This window comes from Arthrobacter sp. 9E16 (genome assembly GCF_002929435.1).
GTDB classification, from domain to species: Bacteria; Actinomycetota; Actinomycetes; order Actinomycetales; family Micrococcaceae; genus Arthrobacter_B; species Arthrobacter_B sunyaminii.
Genome location: NZ_PJIU01000001.1, coordinates 839,695 through 856,605 on the forward strand (window position 1 = coordinate 839,695; position 16,911 = coordinate 856,605).

At 64.9% G+C, this 16,911-nt stretch carries 14 protein-coding genes; 5 read left to right on the top strand and 9 right to left on the bottom strand.

Annotated features, from left to right (window positions below):
- Nucleotides 1-25 precede the first annotated feature (25 nt).
- The 5 genes from CXR00_RS03935 to CXR00_RS03955 form a co-directional block, all read right to left on the bottom strand.
- Nucleotides 26-337 (bottom strand): PRC-barrel domain-containing protein, encoded by a 312-nt coding sequence (locus CXR00_RS03935; protein ID WP_104053188.1) that lies wholly within the window; start codon nucleotides 335-337, stop codon nucleotides 26-28.
- Nucleotides 338-426: 89 nt separating this feature from the next.
- Nucleotides 427-1,656: a mechanosensitive ion channel family protein gene (locus CXR00_RS03940; protein WP_104053189.1), complete on the bottom strand. Its 1,230-nt coding sequence runs from the start codon at nucleotides 1,654-1,656 to the stop codon at nucleotides 427-429.
- 90 nt (nucleotides 1,657-1,746) lie between these two features.
- The gene (locus CXR00_RS03945; RefSeq protein ID WP_104053190.1) at nucleotides 1,747-2,796 is read right to left on the bottom strand and encodes an ABC transporter substrate-binding protein; all 1,050 of its coding nucleotides are present in this window, start codon (nucleotides 2,794-2,796) and stop codon (nucleotides 1,747-1,749) included.
- 132 nt (nucleotides 2,797-2,928) lie between these two features.
- The gene (locus tag CXR00_RS03950; protein ID WP_104053715.1) at nucleotides 2,929-3,276 is read right to left on the bottom strand and encodes a non-heme iron oxygenase ferredoxin subunit; all 348 of its coding nucleotides are present in this window, start codon (nucleotides 3,274-3,276) and stop codon (nucleotides 2,929-2,931) included.
- Nucleotides 3,277-3,382: 106 nt separating this feature from the next.
- Complete coding sequence (locus tag CXR00_RS03955) at nucleotides 3,383-3,817, bottom strand: MarR family winged helix-turn-helix transcriptional regulator (protein ID WP_104053191.1); 435 nt, start codon at nucleotides 3,815-3,817, stop codon at nucleotides 3,383-3,385.
- Between the two features lie 239 nt (nucleotides 3,818-4,056).
- On the opposite strand from CXR00_RS03955, the gene CXR00_RS03960 reads away from it, so the two are divergent.
- Entirely contained in the window at nucleotides 4,057-6,030 is a 1,974-nt protein-coding gene (locus CXR00_RS03960; RefSeq protein WP_104053192.1) for an acyl-CoA dehydrogenase family protein, read from the top strand.
- Between the two features lie 25 nt (nucleotides 6,031-6,055).
- On the opposite strand, the gene CXR00_RS03965 is transcribed toward CXR00_RS03960, so the two are convergent.
- A complete protein-coding gene (locus CXR00_RS03965; RefSeq protein WP_104053193.1) occupies nucleotides 6,056-6,694 on the bottom strand; it encodes a TetR/AcrR family transcriptional regulator in 639 nt (212 codons plus the stop codon).
- Between the two features lie 156 nt (nucleotides 6,695-6,850).
- On the opposite strand from CXR00_RS03965, the gene CXR00_RS03970 reads away from it, so the two are divergent.
- From CXR00_RS03970 to CXR00_RS03980, 3 genes are read left to right on the top strand one after another with little or no spacing between them, the layout of a single operon-like run.
- Nucleotides 6,851-7,633: an SDR family oxidoreductase gene (locus tag CXR00_RS03970; protein ID WP_104053194.1), complete on the top strand. Its 783-nt coding sequence runs from the start codon at nucleotides 6,851-6,853 to the stop codon at nucleotides 7,631-7,633.
- Nucleotides 7,634-7,652: 19 nt separating this feature from the next.
- Complete coding sequence (locus tag CXR00_RS03975) at nucleotides 7,653-8,921, top strand: acyl-CoA dehydrogenase family protein (protein ID WP_104053195.1); 1,269 nt, start codon at nucleotides 7,653-7,655, stop codon at nucleotides 8,919-8,921.
- Between the two features lie 2 nt (nucleotides 8,922-8,923).
- Nucleotides 8,924-10,045 (top strand): phosphotransferase family protein, encoded by a 1,122-nt coding sequence (locus CXR00_RS03980; RefSeq protein ID WP_258060262.1) that lies wholly within the window; start codon nucleotides 8,924-8,926, stop codon nucleotides 10,043-10,045.
- 12 nt (nucleotides 10,046-10,057) lie between these two features.
- Here CXR00_RS03980 and CXR00_RS03985 read toward each other — a convergent pair whose 3' ends face one another.
- Both CXR00_RS03985 and CXR00_RS03990 read right to left on the bottom strand, forming a co-directional pair.
- A complete protein-coding gene (locus tag CXR00_RS03985) occupies nucleotides 10,058-11,092 on the bottom strand; it encodes an NAD(P)-dependent alcohol dehydrogenase (protein WP_104053196.1) in 1,035 nt (344 codons plus the stop codon).
- A gap of 250 nt (nucleotides 11,093-11,342) precedes the next feature.
- Nucleotides 11,343-12,776 carry an OFA family MFS transporter gene (locus tag CXR00_RS03990; RefSeq protein ID WP_104053717.1) on the bottom strand — a complete coding sequence of 478 codons (1,434 nt, stop codon included), beginning with the start codon at nucleotides 12,774-12,776 and terminating at the stop codon, nucleotides 11,343-11,345.
- Between the two features lie 334 nt (nucleotides 12,777-13,110).
- Here CXR00_RS03990 and CXR00_RS03995 point away from each other — a divergent pair, with 334 nt between their 5' ends.
- Nucleotides 13,111-15,990: a hypothetical protein gene (locus tag CXR00_RS03995; RefSeq protein WP_181032462.1), complete on the top strand. Its 2,880-nt coding sequence runs from the start codon at nucleotides 13,111-13,113 to the stop codon at nucleotides 15,988-15,990.
- 89 nt (nucleotides 15,991-16,079) lie between these two features.
- On the opposite strand, the gene CXR00_RS04000 is transcribed toward CXR00_RS03995, so the two are convergent.
- A complete protein-coding gene (locus CXR00_RS04000; protein WP_104053198.1) occupies nucleotides 16,080-16,847 on the bottom strand; it encodes an IclR family transcriptional regulator in 768 nt (255 codons plus the stop codon).
- Nucleotides 16,848-16,911: the final 64 nt, after the last annotated feature.

Here is a 16,911-nt window from a genome sequence, read left to right on the forward strand (position 1 = left end):
TTTCGGTTTTATCCTGCCGCTGAGGTCAGAAATCCTTGTAGTAGTCCGTCAGCAGGGTCTCCTCCGCCGGGCTGAGCGCGCCGTCGGGATCAACCTGCGGCGAGTCATCCACCACCTGCCGGCTGTAATTCACGTAGATGTCGTCGTCGTCCCGTCGTGCGCCCGCCAAAGGAATAAAGTGCTGGCGGGCTTCAAACAGGCCCAGCGCAACAGTAATCCACTCCGGCACACCGGTTGCCCGGTCCAGATGGACCTGGCCCACCAGCCCCAGCCGCTCACCGTCCTTGGCCCAGACAGTGGACCCCTGAAGTTCGTGGAGGACAAATTCATCTGCCATAACCGTTCCCCTTTTCCTGTCCCGCCGGAGCGCACGTTATCCCAGCAGGCCAGAAGAGTGCCTGCCTGTCAACGGACAGCGGGAAGATGTCAGCGGCGGAGTCCCTCGTCCTCGGCAGAGTTCTCCTCCCGCTCCGCATAAACCTCTTTCCCCGGCCCGGCAAAGGAATGCCGGCGGTCCACGGCTTCAAGCGAACCCGTGAAGAACTGCGAGGTGCTGGTGTCCGCCGGATCCCCGCCGGACTGCGGGCGGGCATTCCGGTGCACCTCCGGGGCCCTGGACTTCACTTCTTCCCAGCGCTGGCGGGGCAGGCCTCCCGGATGCCATTCCTGCATATAGGTCACCATCGCTTCACGCACCAGGCAGCGCAGGTCAAACAGGGCACCGCTGTCCGCGGCGCTGACCAGGATGCGCACCCGGACCAGGCCTTTTATCGCATCGGTGATCTGGAGAACGCCGGTGCGGCCGTCCCAGAGGTCGGTTTCCGCCAGAGTCTTCTTCAGATGGGTGCGCAGGTCCCCCACCGGTGCACGCCAGTCCAGGTCCAGTTCCACCGTGCCGAGGATGGCGGACTGTTTCCGCGTCCAGTTCTCGAACGGCGTGGTGGTGAAGTAGGTGGACGGCAGGATCAGACGGCGGTCATCCCAGAGGTGCACCACCACATAAGTCATCGTGATTTCTTCGATGGTTCCCCACTGGGTTTCCACCACCACAACGTCATCCACCCGGATGGCGTCGGTGAAGGCAAGCTGCATGCCGGCAAACACATTGGTCAGCGTGCTCTGCACCGCCAGACCGGCGACGATGGAGATCAAACCGGCGGAGGCCAGGATACCGGCGCCGAGGGCCTGAACCTCAGGAATGGTGAGCAGGACGCAGGCCACGGCAATCGTGATGATGATGGCCACACCTACCCGCCGGCCCAGCATGACCTGCGTCTTGAGCCGGCGCATCCGGCGGTTGTCCTTGGTGTCCGTCGTGTACTTGGTGAGCAGCATCGCTTCGATGATGAGCAGGACAACAACGGCCAGCCAAGCCAGCGAGGCAATCAGGGCCAGGGTGAGGATATAGCTGACCGGTTCGAACCAGTCGAAGCCGACAGCGGTGGCACCGAGGGCAATCCGCACACCGATCAGGGACAGCACCAGCCGCAGGGGGTTGCGTCCCAGCGCAATGACCTCACGGATCCGCGGGACGCGCCGGAAGATCTTTGCCATGGACTCACGCACTATCCGCGCCAGCACCAAGGCTGCCGCGACGGCGATCAGGAGGGCAAATACGGGTTTGAGGCCGGAGGCAACAGAGAGGACGTCTTGCATACCCTCGATCGTGTCAGTACCCCCGGGGGTCCTGTCCAATCGGCAGAAAGGGCATCCCGGCCACGCCGGGATGCCCTTTTTGCACCGAAACTACTTGGCGGCGTCGGCCGCAGCGGCTGCTTCCGCAATCATCGGCACTACATTCTCCAGGGCATACGGGACGCTCAGGACGTTGATGGCTGAGACGGAGAAGACACGCTCAGCATTGGCATCGGCAACGAGGGCGCCGTTCTTGACCGCAGGAATCTGGCCCAGCAGCGGGTCGGCCTCGAGGGCTGCAGCGGCTTCATCATCAGCCACCCAAGTTACGAAGATGTCGGAGTCCAGCTGGTTGGCGTCCTCATCGGCCCACGGAAAGTAGAAGGCGTCAGCCGGGGCCTTCTCATCCACGATCGGCGCCTGGACCATGCCCAGCTCAGTCAGGAACTTGGGGCGGTTATCCAGGGAGGTGTAGACGGAGGAGGCACCCTTGGCGAGGTTGCCGTAAATGAAGGACTTGCCCTCCAGCTCCGGGTACTTGGCGGCAGCGTCCTTGATCGACTGCTCCGTATCTGCAACCAGCTGTCCGGCCTTTTCACTCAGGCCCAGCGCTTCACCGGTCATCTCAGCAGTTTCCTGCCATGAGGTGCCCCAGGGAGCGTCCGGGTACGCGACAACGGGGGCGATCTTGGAGAGCTTGTCGTAGTCTTCCTGGGTCAGGCCGGAATAGGCGGCAAGAATAACGTCCGGGTTCGCGGCAGCAACATCTTCGAAGTCGATGCCGTCGGTGTCCGAATACAGGGCCGGAGCATTCTCGGATCCGATGGGCGCATCCAGTTCTTCCAGCGCCTCATCAATCCAGGGCGTGGTTCCCTGTTCGTTGCCGCCGTAGCTGATGGCCGGCATGACCACCGGCACAACGCCGAGGGCCAGAGCTGTTTCTGCATTTGACCAGGCAACGGCGGCCACCCGCTCGGGAGCGGACTCTATGGTTGTTTCGCCGTAGACGTGTTCGATGGTGACCGGAAAGGAATCGGTTGCCGCTGCAGTGGAGCTGCCGCCGTCGCCCGCTTCACCGGTGGCACCGGTTGAGCAGGCGGAGAGGGACAAAACAGCGACGGCGGCAACAGCCGCAGCGCGGCGCATCCGGGACAGGGCCATGGTGGGCTCCTTGACTAAGGGTTGGACTCTTGAGGCAAAACCAATGTCCGGAGAATCCGGACAAAAGTAAGGCTAACCTATCCTTAGATTAAATACGCAACGTCTGCCTTGCGTATTGCGGCCGCCGGGCCATCAGTTCACCTCTTCCGGCGCTTCCCCCGGGTAAAGGTAGATGCCGTCCTCACGCGCTTCGACTCGATGCGTCTTGGCGTTCACCATGGCCGGCAGGCACAGGGCCTGGCCGGTGCGCAGGCAGAACCGCGCCGAATGGACAGGGCATTCCACCTCTGTATCCTCAATCCACCCTTCCGACAGCGACGCTTCCTCATGGGTGCACGTGTCATTTAGGGCGTAGTAGCCTCCGTTGTCGCTGCGGAAAACAGCAATGTCGTCCGAGGTGCCGGCAACCTCGGCATCGACCTTCAGTGCGGTTCCTTCATCAATTTCATCCGCAGCCGCAACACGAATGCCTTCGGCCATCATTACCCTCCTCCAGCACGGGATGTAGCAAGGTGTTCTTCCCTCCAACCACGTTACCCGGCACCCCGGCCCGCCCGCACAGGACATGGGACGGACCTGCGCGGGGCTACAGGGAGGCCGAGGCTCCGGTACGCCGGATCTCCAGCTCGCGAATGAGCCCGATGAGTTCCCGGCGAAGCTCCGGCCGGAGGGCTGCAGTGAAACCGGACCGCTCGATGTCATCGGCACGCCCCAACATCTTCCGCCCATACTGGGAAATACTCACGGCGCGGCGCGAGCCGCTGGGCTCGGGCGGCAATTCCCCCACCAGCCCCTGGCGGGACATCGTCACCAGTGACGTGCCCAACGTCTGCGCTGTCACCCGCAGCCTCCTCGCCAACTCCGCCCGCTTCATCGGCCCCTCAGCGTCCAGCACCCGAAGCACCGTGACCCGCTCCTGCGTCAGGCCAACGCTCCTCAACCGGTTGTCGACCTCGCGGCGCACCAGCCGGGCTGCCGTGGACAGCAGCCGGACAGCTTCCCATTCCCCCTCGTTCTGCATTTGCCTGCTTTCCTGTACGTATCTCCAGTTGGCATCAAAACAATCAGTGTGCTTACTATTCCAACGCCATGGTGGGGGGTCTTGTCAACAATTTGGACATTCGGCCGGGCTGCCTGGTCAAAGCCATCGGCCGAGAAGAAGGGCACCGGCACACCCTTTCTGCCCACTGCCGCCGCGCGTAAGCTGTGGCGCACAGCCAACGGAGGCTGCCTGGAGCAGCCCGGACGAGGGGAAGTGCCATGAGCACCAAGGACCTGCAGGATGCGCGCACCACCGGCAGTGACGGCGTTCGGGAAGTCAAGGAACGCGTGGTCACCGCCGAGGATGCCCGTGCGCTGGCTGAAGAGTCCCGCATCGCCGAGGACCGGCGGCCCGGTTTTGCCAAAGGCATTTACATGGGCAGTTACAACTTGGATCTGATTCGGCCCCAGCCGGCGGATCCCGAGGAAGCCATCCGCGAGCGCGATTTCCTGGACCGGCTGGAAGCCTTCTGCGGCACCTTGAACGGGCAGGTCATTGAAACCACCGGCGTCATCCCCGATGAATACCTGCAGGGGCTGACGGATCTGGGGGTCTTTGGCATGAAGATTCCGCGCCGCTACTCCGGACTGGGGTTGTCCCTGCTCGCGTACGGCCGCGCGCTGATGCTGCTCGGCTCCGTGCACCCCAGCCTTGGTGCACTGGTCTCGGCCCATCTGTCCATCGGCGTACCCGAGCCGGTCAAGGTGTTCGGCACCGACGAACAAAAGGAAAAGTACCTTCCCCGCTGTGCCGGCGGAGCCATCTCTGCGTTCCTGCTGACCGAGCCCGACGTCGGCTCCGACCCGGCACGGATGCGCGCCACCGCCGTGCTCTCCGGGGACGGGAGCGAATATGTCCTGGACGGAGTAAAGCTCTGGACCACCAACGGCGTGATTGCCGAGCTGGTGGTGGTCATGGCCGCAGTGCCGCCGCACGGCACGGAAAAGGGCGGAATCAGTGCCTTCGTCGTGGAAATGGACACTCCCGGCATCACGGTGGAAAACCGGAACAACTTCATGGGGCTGCGCGGCATTGAAAACGGTGTGACCCGGCTGCGCGGGGTGCGGGTTCCCGCCGCCAACCGGCTGGGCAGGGAAGGCCAGGGGCTGAAGATTGCCCTCACCACCCTGAACACCGGACGCTTATCCATCCCGGCGCTGTGCGCCGGTTCCGGAAAATGGTCGGTCAAGATCGCCCGGGGGTGGACCGGAACCCGCGAGCAGTGGGGCCGGCCCATTGGCCGCCATGAGGCCGTGGCAAAAAAGGTGGCTTTCATCGCTGCCACCACCTTCGCCCTGGAAAGCGTCTTCGAGCTGTCCGCCTCCCTGGCCGACGCCGGCACCAAGGACATTCGGATCGAAGCCGCGCTGGCTAAATTGTGGGCCTCTGAGATGGCCTACCGGATTGCCGATGAGCTGGTGCAGATCCGGGGCGGACGCGGTTTCGAAACAGCAGCTTCCCTGGCCGCGCGGGGCGAGCGTGCAGTTGCCGCCGAACAGCAGCTGCGGGATCTGAGGATCAACCGGGTCTTCGAGGGCAGCACGGAGATCATGCACCTGCTGATTGCCCGTGACGCGGTTGATGCGCATCTGAAGGCAGCGGGTGACTTGGCGGTGGCGGATGCCTCTTTGGGCAACAAGGCCAAGGCAGCTGTAAAGGCCAGCGGATTTTACGGCCGCTGGCTCCCCACGCTCGCCGCCGGGAAAGGGTCCGTTCCCACCGCCTATGCGGAATTTGGCCCCCTGGCGGGTTACCTGCGTTACGCGGACCGAGCTTCACGCCGGCTTGCCCGCTCCACGTTCTACGGGATGGCACGGTGGCAGGCGGGACTGGAACACCATCAGGTGTTCCTGGGCCGGATAGTGGACATCGGCGCGGAGCTTTTCGCCATGTCCGCTGTGTGCATGCGGGCTGAAACCCTCCGCCGCAGGAATCCCGGAGAGGGTGCGCAGGCGTATGAGCTGGCTGCAGCCTTCTGCGCGCAGTCACGCGTGCGGACTGAAACTCTCTTTGACGATCTGTGGCGCAACTCGGATGCAGAGGACCGCAAGCTCACCAAAGGCGTGCTTGCGGGACGCTACACCTGGCTGGAGAAAGGGGTGCTGGACCAGTCCGAGGGCACCGGCCCCTGGATCTCCGCGTCGGCAAACGGGCCGGATGCAGGTGAGGACCTGCACCGCCGGTACCGGTGACTACCGTTGGCTGCCCCTTTGACCGTCAGCTACCCATGGCCGCGCGGGAAACCACCACATACCGGGCGGCCAGGTCTTCCGGGGACAGCTCACCGGCGGACCGGTACCACTGGGCGACGCCGGTGCACATGGTAATCACGGCACGCGCGGATTCCACCGGGTAAGGCGTGGCGAACACTCCGGCGGAGACGCCGTCGTGCACCACCTCCGTCAGCAGCTGCTGCTGACGGTCACGGGCGGCAATGTGCGCTGCGCGGGCATCGTCATGGAGGCTGCGGATTTCCGATGCCGCGATGAAAGCGTGCCCACTGCGGTGGGCATGAAACAGCACCAGACACTCGATGAGCAGCCGGAAGCGCTCCTCCACTCCCGGGCCGGCCTCCGCGAGGGCGGCTTCGCTCCGCTGGTACAGATCAGTCATCGCGCGCTGCACTATGCCTTCCAGCAGTGCATGCTTTGAGGAATAGTGGTGATAGATCCCGGGAACGGAGAGACCGGCACGGCCGGCCACCTCCCGGATGGTGGTGCCGTGATAGCCCTGTTCCACGAAACATGCCAGGGCAGCCGCCAGCACCGGCGGCAGTTCCTGTTCGGAGTAATCCCGCCAGTCCATGCCTGCGGCGGCCGACCGCTCCGCTTCCCCGTCGATACTGCCGCTACCCATGCCGCTCCATCCCTTTCCGATCGGCCGTAAGTGACCCTTGACACAATTTTGCCCCTGCACCAGACTTAGCATACCCACGCGCCATACCGATCGGTTGCTCGGTCCGATGCTCGTCGGTCCGGTTCCTGCCGGTCCCGTTCCATCCTGAGGAGCTCCATGCCAGAGAACAGCGTTCCCGCCCCCCGGCTGGACGGAAAAACGGCCATTATCACCGGTGCCAGCCGCGGCATCGGTTTGGCGGTGGCCCGCCGGCTGGCGGCTGAAGGCGCCCGCGTCTGCATTACGGCCCGCAAGCCCGGCCCCCTGGCCGAAGCCGCGGCATTGTTCCCCGAAGGGTCCGTACTTGCCATCGCGGGCAAGTCGGACGACGCGGACCACCGGGCCGAAGTACTGGACACGGTGGCAGCGGAATTCGGCCGGCTGGACATTCTGGTGAACAATGCCGGCATCAATCCGGTCTACGGTCCGCTGATGGACCTGGAGCCCGAGGCCGCCCGCAAGATCATCGATGTCAACCTGTACGGCACCCTCGGCTGGGTGCAGGCCGCCTATCACCACGAGAAGCTCGATTTTGCCGGCCGCGGCGGTTCCGTGATCAACCTGTCCTCGGTCAGCGCCCAAACGCCGTCTCCGGGCATCAGCTTCTACGGGATCAGCAAGGCTGCCATTGAGCAGCTCACCCGTTCCCTGGCCGTGGAGCTTGGCCCGGCCATCCGGGTCAACGCACTGGCTCCCGCCGTCGTCAAGACGCAGTTTGCCCGGGCGCTCTATGAGGGGCGGGAAGAACAAGTGGCCGCCGCCTACCCGCTGGGTCGGCTGGGCACCCCGGAAGACGTGGCGGCCGCAGCCGCCTTCCTGGCCTCCGATGACGCAGCCTGGATCACCGGCCAAATCCTGAACCTCGACGGCGGCCTGCTGGCTGCCGGCGGCAACGCATAAGCCACGCAAAGGACACCGAATGAATACCCTTCCCCCGGACATCGAAGACCTGCGCCTGCGCACCCGGGACTTTATCCGCACTGTGGTCATGCCGGCGGAGCCCGCTCCGGGGGATCGGCTGTCGGAAGGCGAACGGGACCGGCTGCAGGCAGCTGCCAAGAGCGCCGGCGTGTTCGCACCGCATGTGGCGCGGGAATACGGCGGACAGGGTGTTCCCCTGCAGTTCTGGTCCCCCATCTTCCAGGAGGCGGGCTATTCACTCATCGGCCCCACAGTGCTCAACTGCCAGGCACCGGATGAGGGCAACATGCATATGCTCGAACTCATCGGCACGCCGGCACAGAAGGAGCAGTATCTGCGTCCCCTCGTGTCCGGTGCTGCGCGTTCCTGCTTCGGGATGACCGAACCGCACCCGGGCGCCGGATCCGATCCGGCTGCGCTGCGGACCTCGGCTGAGAAGGTCGACGGCGGCTGGGTCATCAACGGCCACAAACGTTTCATCAGCGGCGCCAACAATGCGTCCTTCTGCATCGCCATGGTGCGCACGCCGGCAATCGAGGCAGCCGCTGACGGCGGCACCTCCTCCCCCGCCCCGGCCGGAGCCACCATGCTGCTGGTGGACATGGACACCCCCGGCGTCCGCATCGGCGAACAAATCTCCACCATGGACCGCGCCATTGGCGGCGGACACCCCCATCTGCACTTTGAGGACGTCTTCGTTCCGGACTCTGCCGTTCTGGGTTCGCCCGGAGAGGGCTTCCGCTATGCGCAGGTCCGGCTGGGTCCGGCGCGGCTGACGCACTGCATGCGCTGGCTCGGGCTGGCCCGGCGGGCAATGGACATTGCCCTGGACCGAACCAACACCCGCGAGATTTTTGGCTCCGCCATGCATGAACTCGGCATTGCCCAGGACATGCTGGCACTGAACGTGATGGATCTGGAAACGTCCGATGCGATCATCACCAAAACGGCCGCCCTGCTGGAAGCCGATGCGAAGGCCGGCTCGGCGCTCTCATCGGTGGCCAAGGCACACACCTCCGAGGCTGTGTACCGGGTGATCGACCGCTCACTGCAGCTGTGCGGGGGCGACGGCGTCTCCGACCGGCTGCCGCTGGCGTCCTACCTTAACGAGGTGCGGGCCTTCCGCATCTACGACGGGTCCAACGAAACGCACAAGTGGGCCATCGCAAGGCGGGCATCCGCTGCCCGGCGGCGCGAGGTGGAAGCGGGAGCGCCGTTCCAGGCTTCCGTAGACACCGCTGCGGCCTACAGTTCCACGGAGGCATAGGCATGGCTGTCACCGCAGCGTCCATGCACTCGGTCCCTGACGGCAGCGAGGTGGTGGCAACCTCGGCCGAGGCCGCCGCGCTCGCTTCACCTCCGTTGCTGATCCTGGACGCAGTCACAGATTTCCTCGACAGCCACAACCTCGGCTCCGGCCCCCTGTCCTGGGCTCAGATCGGCGACGGACAGTCCAACATCACATATCGGCTGGAGCGCGGCGGCGACGTGTTTGTCCTCCGCCGGGGACCGCGGCCGCCCCTGCCCCGTTCAACGCATGACATGGTCCGCGAAGCGCGGATCCAGCAGCTCCTGCGGGGCCGCGGCATTCCGGTTCCCGCCATCCTTGCAGTGTGCGAGGACGAGTCCGTCCTGGGCGTGCCGTTCTACGTGATGACTTTTTTGGAAGGTCTGGTCATCACCAACACCATTCCACCGGCCCTGAGTTCTGCCGAACAGCGGCTGGCCACCAGCAACGCCGTCGTCGATACCCTGGTTCAGCTGCACGCGGTGGATGTGGCGACCGGTGACCTGGCGTCCTTCGGCCGTGCCGACGGTTACCTGCGCCGGCAGGTGGAACGTTTCTCCGCGCTCTGGGACATCAACACCACCCGCTCCCTGCCCGACGTTGCCCCGCTGGGGAACTGGCTGGCCGACAACCTGCCCGCCAGCCAGCAGGCCTCGGTGCTGCACGGGGATTACCGCCCCGGAAACCTGATGTTCCATCCATCAGCGCCGGCACGGGTTACTGCCGTCCTGGACTGGGAGATGGCGGCAGTGGGCGATCCCCTGGCCGATCTGGGCTACCTGACCGCAACGTACGCCCAGCCCGACAGCCCGCCCAGCCCGCTGGAGCTGACCGCCGTCACCCGCAATCCCGGCTATCTGACGCGCGGCCAGCTGATTTCCCGCTACCAGGAACAAACCAGCCTGTCCCTGGACGCCCTCCCCTGGTATCAGGCGCTGGCCCTGTGGAAAGCCTCCATCTTCTGCGAAGCGATCTACACCCGATGGCTCAAGGGAGAGCGTCCCAACGACACCCTGTTCGCGCCGACGCTGGAGGACGGCGTTCCGCAGCTGCTAGCCCAGGCACGCGTGTTTGCAGGCCTGTCCCCCGCTGCCGCGCGGTAGGTAAAGGGCCGGCTAGGGAACGACGACGGCGCGGCCCAGGATCTGGTTGTTCTTGAGTTTTTCGTAGGCCTTCGGCGCATCGGCGAGGGAGAAAACCTCGGTGTGCACGTTGATCCCGCTGGACCGGGCCAAATCGAAGACTTCAATCAGTTCGGGCCGGGTGCCCCAGTACGGCGAGCGGATGGATGCCTCCCAGGCGCCGGCCATTAGTCCGACGGGCAGCACTCCGGCGCCCACACCCACCAGGACCTGGTCCCCCTGCGGCCGGATCATGGCCTGGCCCAGGTCCATGGTGGCCTGGTTGGCGACAAAGTCGAATACCACGTTGGCCCCTTCACCGTGGGTCAGGTCCCGCACCAGAGCCACCGTTCCCTGCTCGGACGGGAACGTGTAGTGGGCTCCGACTTCCGTGGCCAGGTTCAGTTTGTCCTCACTGATGTCCAACGCAACCACCGTGGCCGGGGTCATCGCACGCAGCAGCTGCACTGCCACGTGCCCCAGACCGCCTACGCCGATCACCACACAGGTGGCACCGGCATGCAGTTTGGCCAGTGAACCCTTGATCGCGTGATAGGGCGTCAGCCCCGCGTCGGTCAGGGACACGTTCTTCACCGGGTCCAGGTCACCCAGGGGAACCAGATGCCGGGGACTGTCCACAATCATGTATTCCGCCATGGCCCCGGGCGCTCCCAGTCCCGGCGGAACAATGCCGTAGCGGGCAGCATTGGTGCAGTAGTTTTCGCTGCCTTTGGAACACTCATAGCATTGTCCGCAGCCCCACGGGCCGTAGACCGCCACCGATGTTCCCAGCTCCAGGTGCTCCACGCCGTCGCCCAGCATGTCCACCACTCCGGCGCCTTCGTGGCCAAGGGTCTGCGGCCTGCCGTACACATACTGGTCATCGGGCAGGCTCATGATGAACTCATCGGAATGGCATACGCCGGCAGCGCTCACCTTGATGCGGACCTGCCCCGGGCCGGGCTCGGGAGTCTCGATTTCCACAACCTCGGGCGCCGAACCAATCGTGCGGTATTGAAGTGCCAACACGTCATACTCCTTTTCTCCGCGGAGCCGGCAGGGGCCGGAGCGGAACTGTTGAGTGGCTTGGTCCCCCATCCTGACACCGCACCGGCCGTCAACACACCCCCTTCGGCGCAGTGGGGGCGGGAAATGCCCCAACGGCGTGCCGGGCGTCAGCTGAAGAGAGCCGCAGCCCGGGACAGGGTTTGGAAGACTCCGTAGGCCAGCGGCACACCCACCAGAAGCCAACTCACGGTGATCCGGATACTTGTCTTGCTCACTTGTGATCCTCCTCCAGTTTGGTGGTGTCCGGCTTGCCGGCATTTCCCCCGCTGTCCGCGCCCCTGGCCTTCTGATGCTTGTCCGGTTCGTGATGTTTGGAATCAACCGGGCGCACCATGAGGTTGGCGATGAAGCCAATCACCAGCAGGGCCACCATCGTGAGCAGCGCCGGCTGGTAGGCCTCGGCGTTCAGTTCCCCGGGTGTCCCCTGGGCATCAAGGAACGAGTTCACGATCAGCGGACCGGCGATGCCTGCAGCGGACCATGCCGTCAGCAGCCGTCCGTGGATGGCGCCTACCTGGAAGGTGCCGAACAGGTCCCGCAGGTAGGCGGGAACCGTGGCAAAGCCGCCGCCGTAGAAGGAGAGGATGACAAAGGCCAGGAGAACATACAGGATGGTTGACGTGTTCCCGAACAGGGCGAGCATCAGGTAGAGCACTGCTCCTGCCCCCAGATACACCATGTAGATGCGCTTTCGCCCGATCACGTCGGAAGTGGCGGACCAGACAAAGCGCCCGCCCATGTTGCCGATGGAAAGCAGGCCCACAAAACCTCCGGCGACCGCCGCGCTGACGAGGGAAACGCCGTCGGGCTGGCGGAAGAAGTCCTGGATCATGGGCGCGGCCTGTTCCAGGATGCCGATTCCGGCTGTGACGTTGCAGAACAGGACAATCCAAACCAGCCAGAATTGCCGGGTCTTGATCGCATTGGCCGCAGACACATGGTTTGTGGTGACCAGGGCCTTGGACGCCACTGTTTTGGGATCAAACCCTTCCGGCGCCCAGCCGTCCGCCGGTACCCGGATGGTCAATGCCCCGTAGAGCATATATACGAGATAGATGGCGGCGAGGGTCAGGAAAAGCTTCCCGACGGCGTCGCCGGCGTTTGCTCCGGCCGTTCCGAAATCGGGATCGTAGAAGGTCAGCAGTGCAGAGGAGAGCGGGCTGGCGATCAGCGCGCCGCCGCCAAACCCCATGATGGCCATCCCCGTGGCCAGCCCGGGACGGTCAGGGAACCATTTGATCAGTGTGGAGACCGGAGAAATGTAGCCGATGCCCAGCCCGATGCCGCCGATGACTCCATACCCGATGTAGAGCAGCCAGAGTTGGTTGGTGAAGATGCCGAGCGCACCCACCAGAAAGCCTCCGGTCCAGAAGACGGCGGAGACGAACATCGCTTTGCGCGGTCCGTTCCGGTCAACCCAGGTCCCCATGACGGCGGCGGAGAGGCCGAGCATGACAATCGCCACCGAGAAGATGATGCCGATCTGGGTCAGGCTGGCGTCGAAGTGCTCCACCAGTGCGTTCTTATAGACGCTCGTTGCATACACCTGGCCGATGCACAGGTGGACGGCCAGAGCCGCGGGCGGGATTAGCCACCGATTGAATCCCGGCGGGGCGATGGTGTTTTCACGGTCGAGCCAGCTCATCCATAACTCCCTTGTGGTGCTGCGGCACGTGCTTAACTGCTGTGTCAGCCAGCATTCCCCATGCCGGCCTGCGGAAGACTGTGACACGCCGCCAGCCGTTTATCCGACAGGCCGGAAATCCACAACCTACTGGCCGGTAAGTTTTTTCACCGGAATCCTTGCTTTGTTACCGGACAGTAAGTTAGATGTAACAGACATCACACTTGTGTCGGGGGAATTCGTCATCAGAGCAGAGGCGCTTTCGGTCCGGCACGACCGAAATCGAGGGCCCACCGGCGCACTCCTCGCTGCCTGTCCGGTTATCGGACCGGCTTATGACCACAAAGGAATTTCAATGACGAGTTCTCTTTCCGGCCGGAACCGTTCCCGGCCGCATGCCCTTCTAACAGCTCTTCTGGCTTTGTTCCTCATCCTTCTTCTGGCTTTCTTTGTGCTGTTCACCAGCAGGGTTGCTGCGGGAGCCGCCCAGCTCAGTGACGGTGCCGTGCGCGCGTCGACCGGTGCCGGTGATCTGAAAGAAGGAGCCGCCAAAGCCCGGGAAGGTGCCGACAAGGTTGCCGCGGGCAGCGAGAAGGTCGACGCCGGTGCCAACACCCTGGCTGACGGCATCGCCAGCGCCAAGACCGGTGCCACGTCCCTGAAGAACGGTGCCGTGGCCCTGGATGAGGGCGCGGTGAAGCTTCAGACCGGCGCTGTATCGGCAGCCGACGGAGCGCTGAAGATCGCCGCGGGTGCGGGAACGGCCAACACGGGTGCGGGACAGCTCGCCAACGGCGGCATCCAGCTTCGCGACGGTGCGGTCCGCGCTTCCGACGGTGCGCAGCAGCTTGCAGCGGGTTCGGGGGAACTGAACAACGGAGCGCTGAGCGCCGCTGAAGGTGCCGGTGCGCTTAACGCCGGTGCCGTAAAGCTCAACGACGGCGGTCTTGCACTTCGCAACGGCGCGGGACAGATTGTGGGCGGAGCCAAGGCGCTGAACGACGGCGGCGTGAAGCTCCGCGACGGCGCCTCGGCCGCCAATACCGGAGCGGGCCAGGTGGCCGCGGGAGCCGGGGACCTCAACAAGGGGGCACTTGCCGCCAAAGACGGTGCAGACCAGCTGACCGTGGGTGCCGGAGCCGCCAAAGACGGCGCCGACAAGATTTCCGGCGGCGCCGGAGCCATCGCCGACGGCGCGTCTGCTCTCAACGACGGCAGCATCGAGCTGAAAACCGGTGCCGAGAATGCTGACAAAGGAGCACAGCAGCTCGCCGCAGGCACAAAGGACCTGAACACCGGCGCAAAGTCCGCAAAAGCGGGCGCCGACCAGGTTGCGGCGGGAGCCAAGCAGGTTAATGGCGGCGTCTCCAAGCTGGCCAAGGGTGCCGGCGACCTCCGCGTAGGCGCAGTGGCCCTGTACGAAGGAACCGGATCTGCGGTGGCGGGCACCGAGGCGCTGCTGGCCGGCGCCAACCGGGTGAATGCGGGAGCGGCGGCTCTCAGCGAAGGCGTCAACACGGCTGCAAACGGCTCAACCGAACTGGCAGCGGGCGCACGGAACCTCTCCAACGGCATCAATGCCCTGGTCAATGGTGGTCCTGCGCTGCGTGACGGTGCTGCGAGTCTCGCCACCGGGATTCCCCTGGTCAACGGCGGAGCAGCCGGCCTGACATCCAGCGCCGATACGGTGGCAGGCGGCGCATCCAGCGCGTCCGCAGCCGCAGCCAACATGGTGGCCCAGCTGCAGCAGCTGCAGCAGGATGCGCCTTCCCTGACCGAGGCTCAGCTTGCTGAGCGCCTGACGGCCATCACGGCACAGGCGCAGGAAACCAAGGCCGGCGTGGACGGCATCGCCACCGGTGCCACCGACTTCAGCAATGCCTACAACACCCAGCTCAAGGACGGGCTGGAGCAGGTTCGTGCCGGCGCAGTGGATGCGGGTGCAGGCGCAGCGGCCGTGGCTGCCGGAGTCTCCGGCGTACGGGACGGCGGAATGCAGGTTGCCGCCGGCGCCGAGGCGCTGAACAACGGCGTCCTCGCCATCAAGGCCGGTTTCGACGGCCAGGGCACGCCGGAGGAACCGGGTCTGCGCAACGGTGCCAAGGGTGTGGCCGACGGTGCCGCGCAGCTTGCCGCGGGTTCCCTGCAGCTGCAGGGTGGGGCGAAGCAGCTTGTTGACGGAGCCGGTGCGCTCGAAACCGGTGTTGCCGATCTGGCGGCCGGAACCGGCGCTTTGGAGAACGGATCCGCTGATCTGGCCGACGGCAACGGAGAGCTTGCTGCCGGTGCCGGACAGCTGGACACCGGGGCCCAGACCCTCGCGGCCGGCACCCCGCTCCTCTCAGCAGGTGCAGGTCAGCTCGCTGCAGGTGCCGGAGCGCTGAACGCCGGAGCAACGGAGCTTTCCACCGGCGCGTCAGACCTCTCCACCGGACTGACCACACTGAGGGCCGGAGCAGGCAGCCTTGCCGCCGGCAACGGAACCATCGCTGTAGGTGCCGGCAAATTGAACACGGGCGCAACCGCTCTGGCGACGGGCACCAAGGCCCTGGAGACGGGCGCCGCCCAGCTGGCTACCGGTGCGGGTGTCCTCACGGCGGGTGCAGAAACGCTTTACGCAGGAACCGGGGAACTCTCCACCGGCCTGGCCACGCTCCGGGCAGGTGCCGGATCGCTGGCATCAGGCAACGGTGCCATTGCAGAGGGCGCCAACAAGCTCAACGCCGGAGCATCCGAGCTGGCCGCCAAGACACCGGACCTGGTTGCCGGTGCAGACAAGCTCGCCACCGGCGCGCAGACCCTCTCCACCGGCTTGAGCACCCTTGAGACCGGCGCGGTGACGCTCTCGGAAGGCAACGACCAACTGGCTACCGGGGCAACCACTCTGGCCGAAGGCACCAGCAAGCTGGTGTCCGGCAGCGGCTCGCTTGCGGACGGCACCGTCAAGCTGGATGAGGGCGGCAAGACGCTCACCGCAGGAACGGCGGACCTGAAGGACGGCGCCGCTGAACTGGCCGAAGGCAACACCAAGCTGGCCGAGGGCAGCACAACCTTGGCCGACGGCAACGGGGAAATCTCCGACGGCGCCGACACCATGCGGGCCAGCACCACGGCCATGACCCCCGGCGAAATCGTTACTTCCCCGAAGGTTCTGGCAGTGCTCATCCCGCTGCTTCTGCTCATGATTCCGGCGGTCATGCTGGTTTCCGGCCGCTCACGCGAGTCACAGCACTAGAAGCGAAACCACGTCCCGCCGAAAGGGCGGAGCCGCGCACGCGGCTCCGCCCTTTCTTTGTGGATGCTTCTTTGTGGACGCAGAGGCCTCTAGCCGGGCTCTTGGCCGTTGAACTCCTGGGAAATGGAGGTGGCGGCAGAGCGCAGCAGCGGAACAGCACGCTTGGCGAAACTTTCGTCCACCCGGGAGATGGGTCCGGAAACAGAGACGGCAGTGGGCGTGGGAGCGTCCGGCACGGCGATGGCGAAACAGCGCACGCCCAGCTCCTGTTCCTGTTCGTCGATGGCATATCCGCGCTTGCGGATCCGCTGGAGGTCAGCCAGCAACTCATCCATGGTCCCGATGGTCTTGTCGGTGGGTGTCGGCATCCCGCTGCGGGCGACGATGTCGCGCACCTTGTCGTCGGGCAGCTGCGCCAGGATGGCCTTGCCGACACCGGTGGCATGGGGGTGCACCCGGCGGCCGACCTCGGTGAACATCCGCATCGAGTGCTGGGAGGGGACCTGTGCCAAGTAGACCACCATGTCTGAGTCCAGCACCGCGATGTTGGCCGTCTCTCCGAGCCCGTCGACCAGCTTCTTGAGCTGGGGAAGGGCAAGGGATCCCAGCTGTTTTGTGGCCCCTTCCCCCAACGGGATGAGGCGAGGACCCAAGGTGTAGCGCCGGTTAGGCAACTGGCGGGCATATCCAAGCGTTACCAGGGTCCGGAGCAGCCGGTGGATGGTGGGAAGCGGCAGATCCGTGGAAGCCGAGAGTTCGCTCAGTGTTACGGCTCCGCCGGCATCTGCAATGATTTCCAGCAGCTCAAAAACGCGTTCGACTGACTGCACGCCGGAACCGGCGGCTTTTCCGGCCATGAGTTTTCCTTCCGAGATTTTCCTGCAAACTTTATCGCATGGCGGAAACTCTTTATTGCACTTC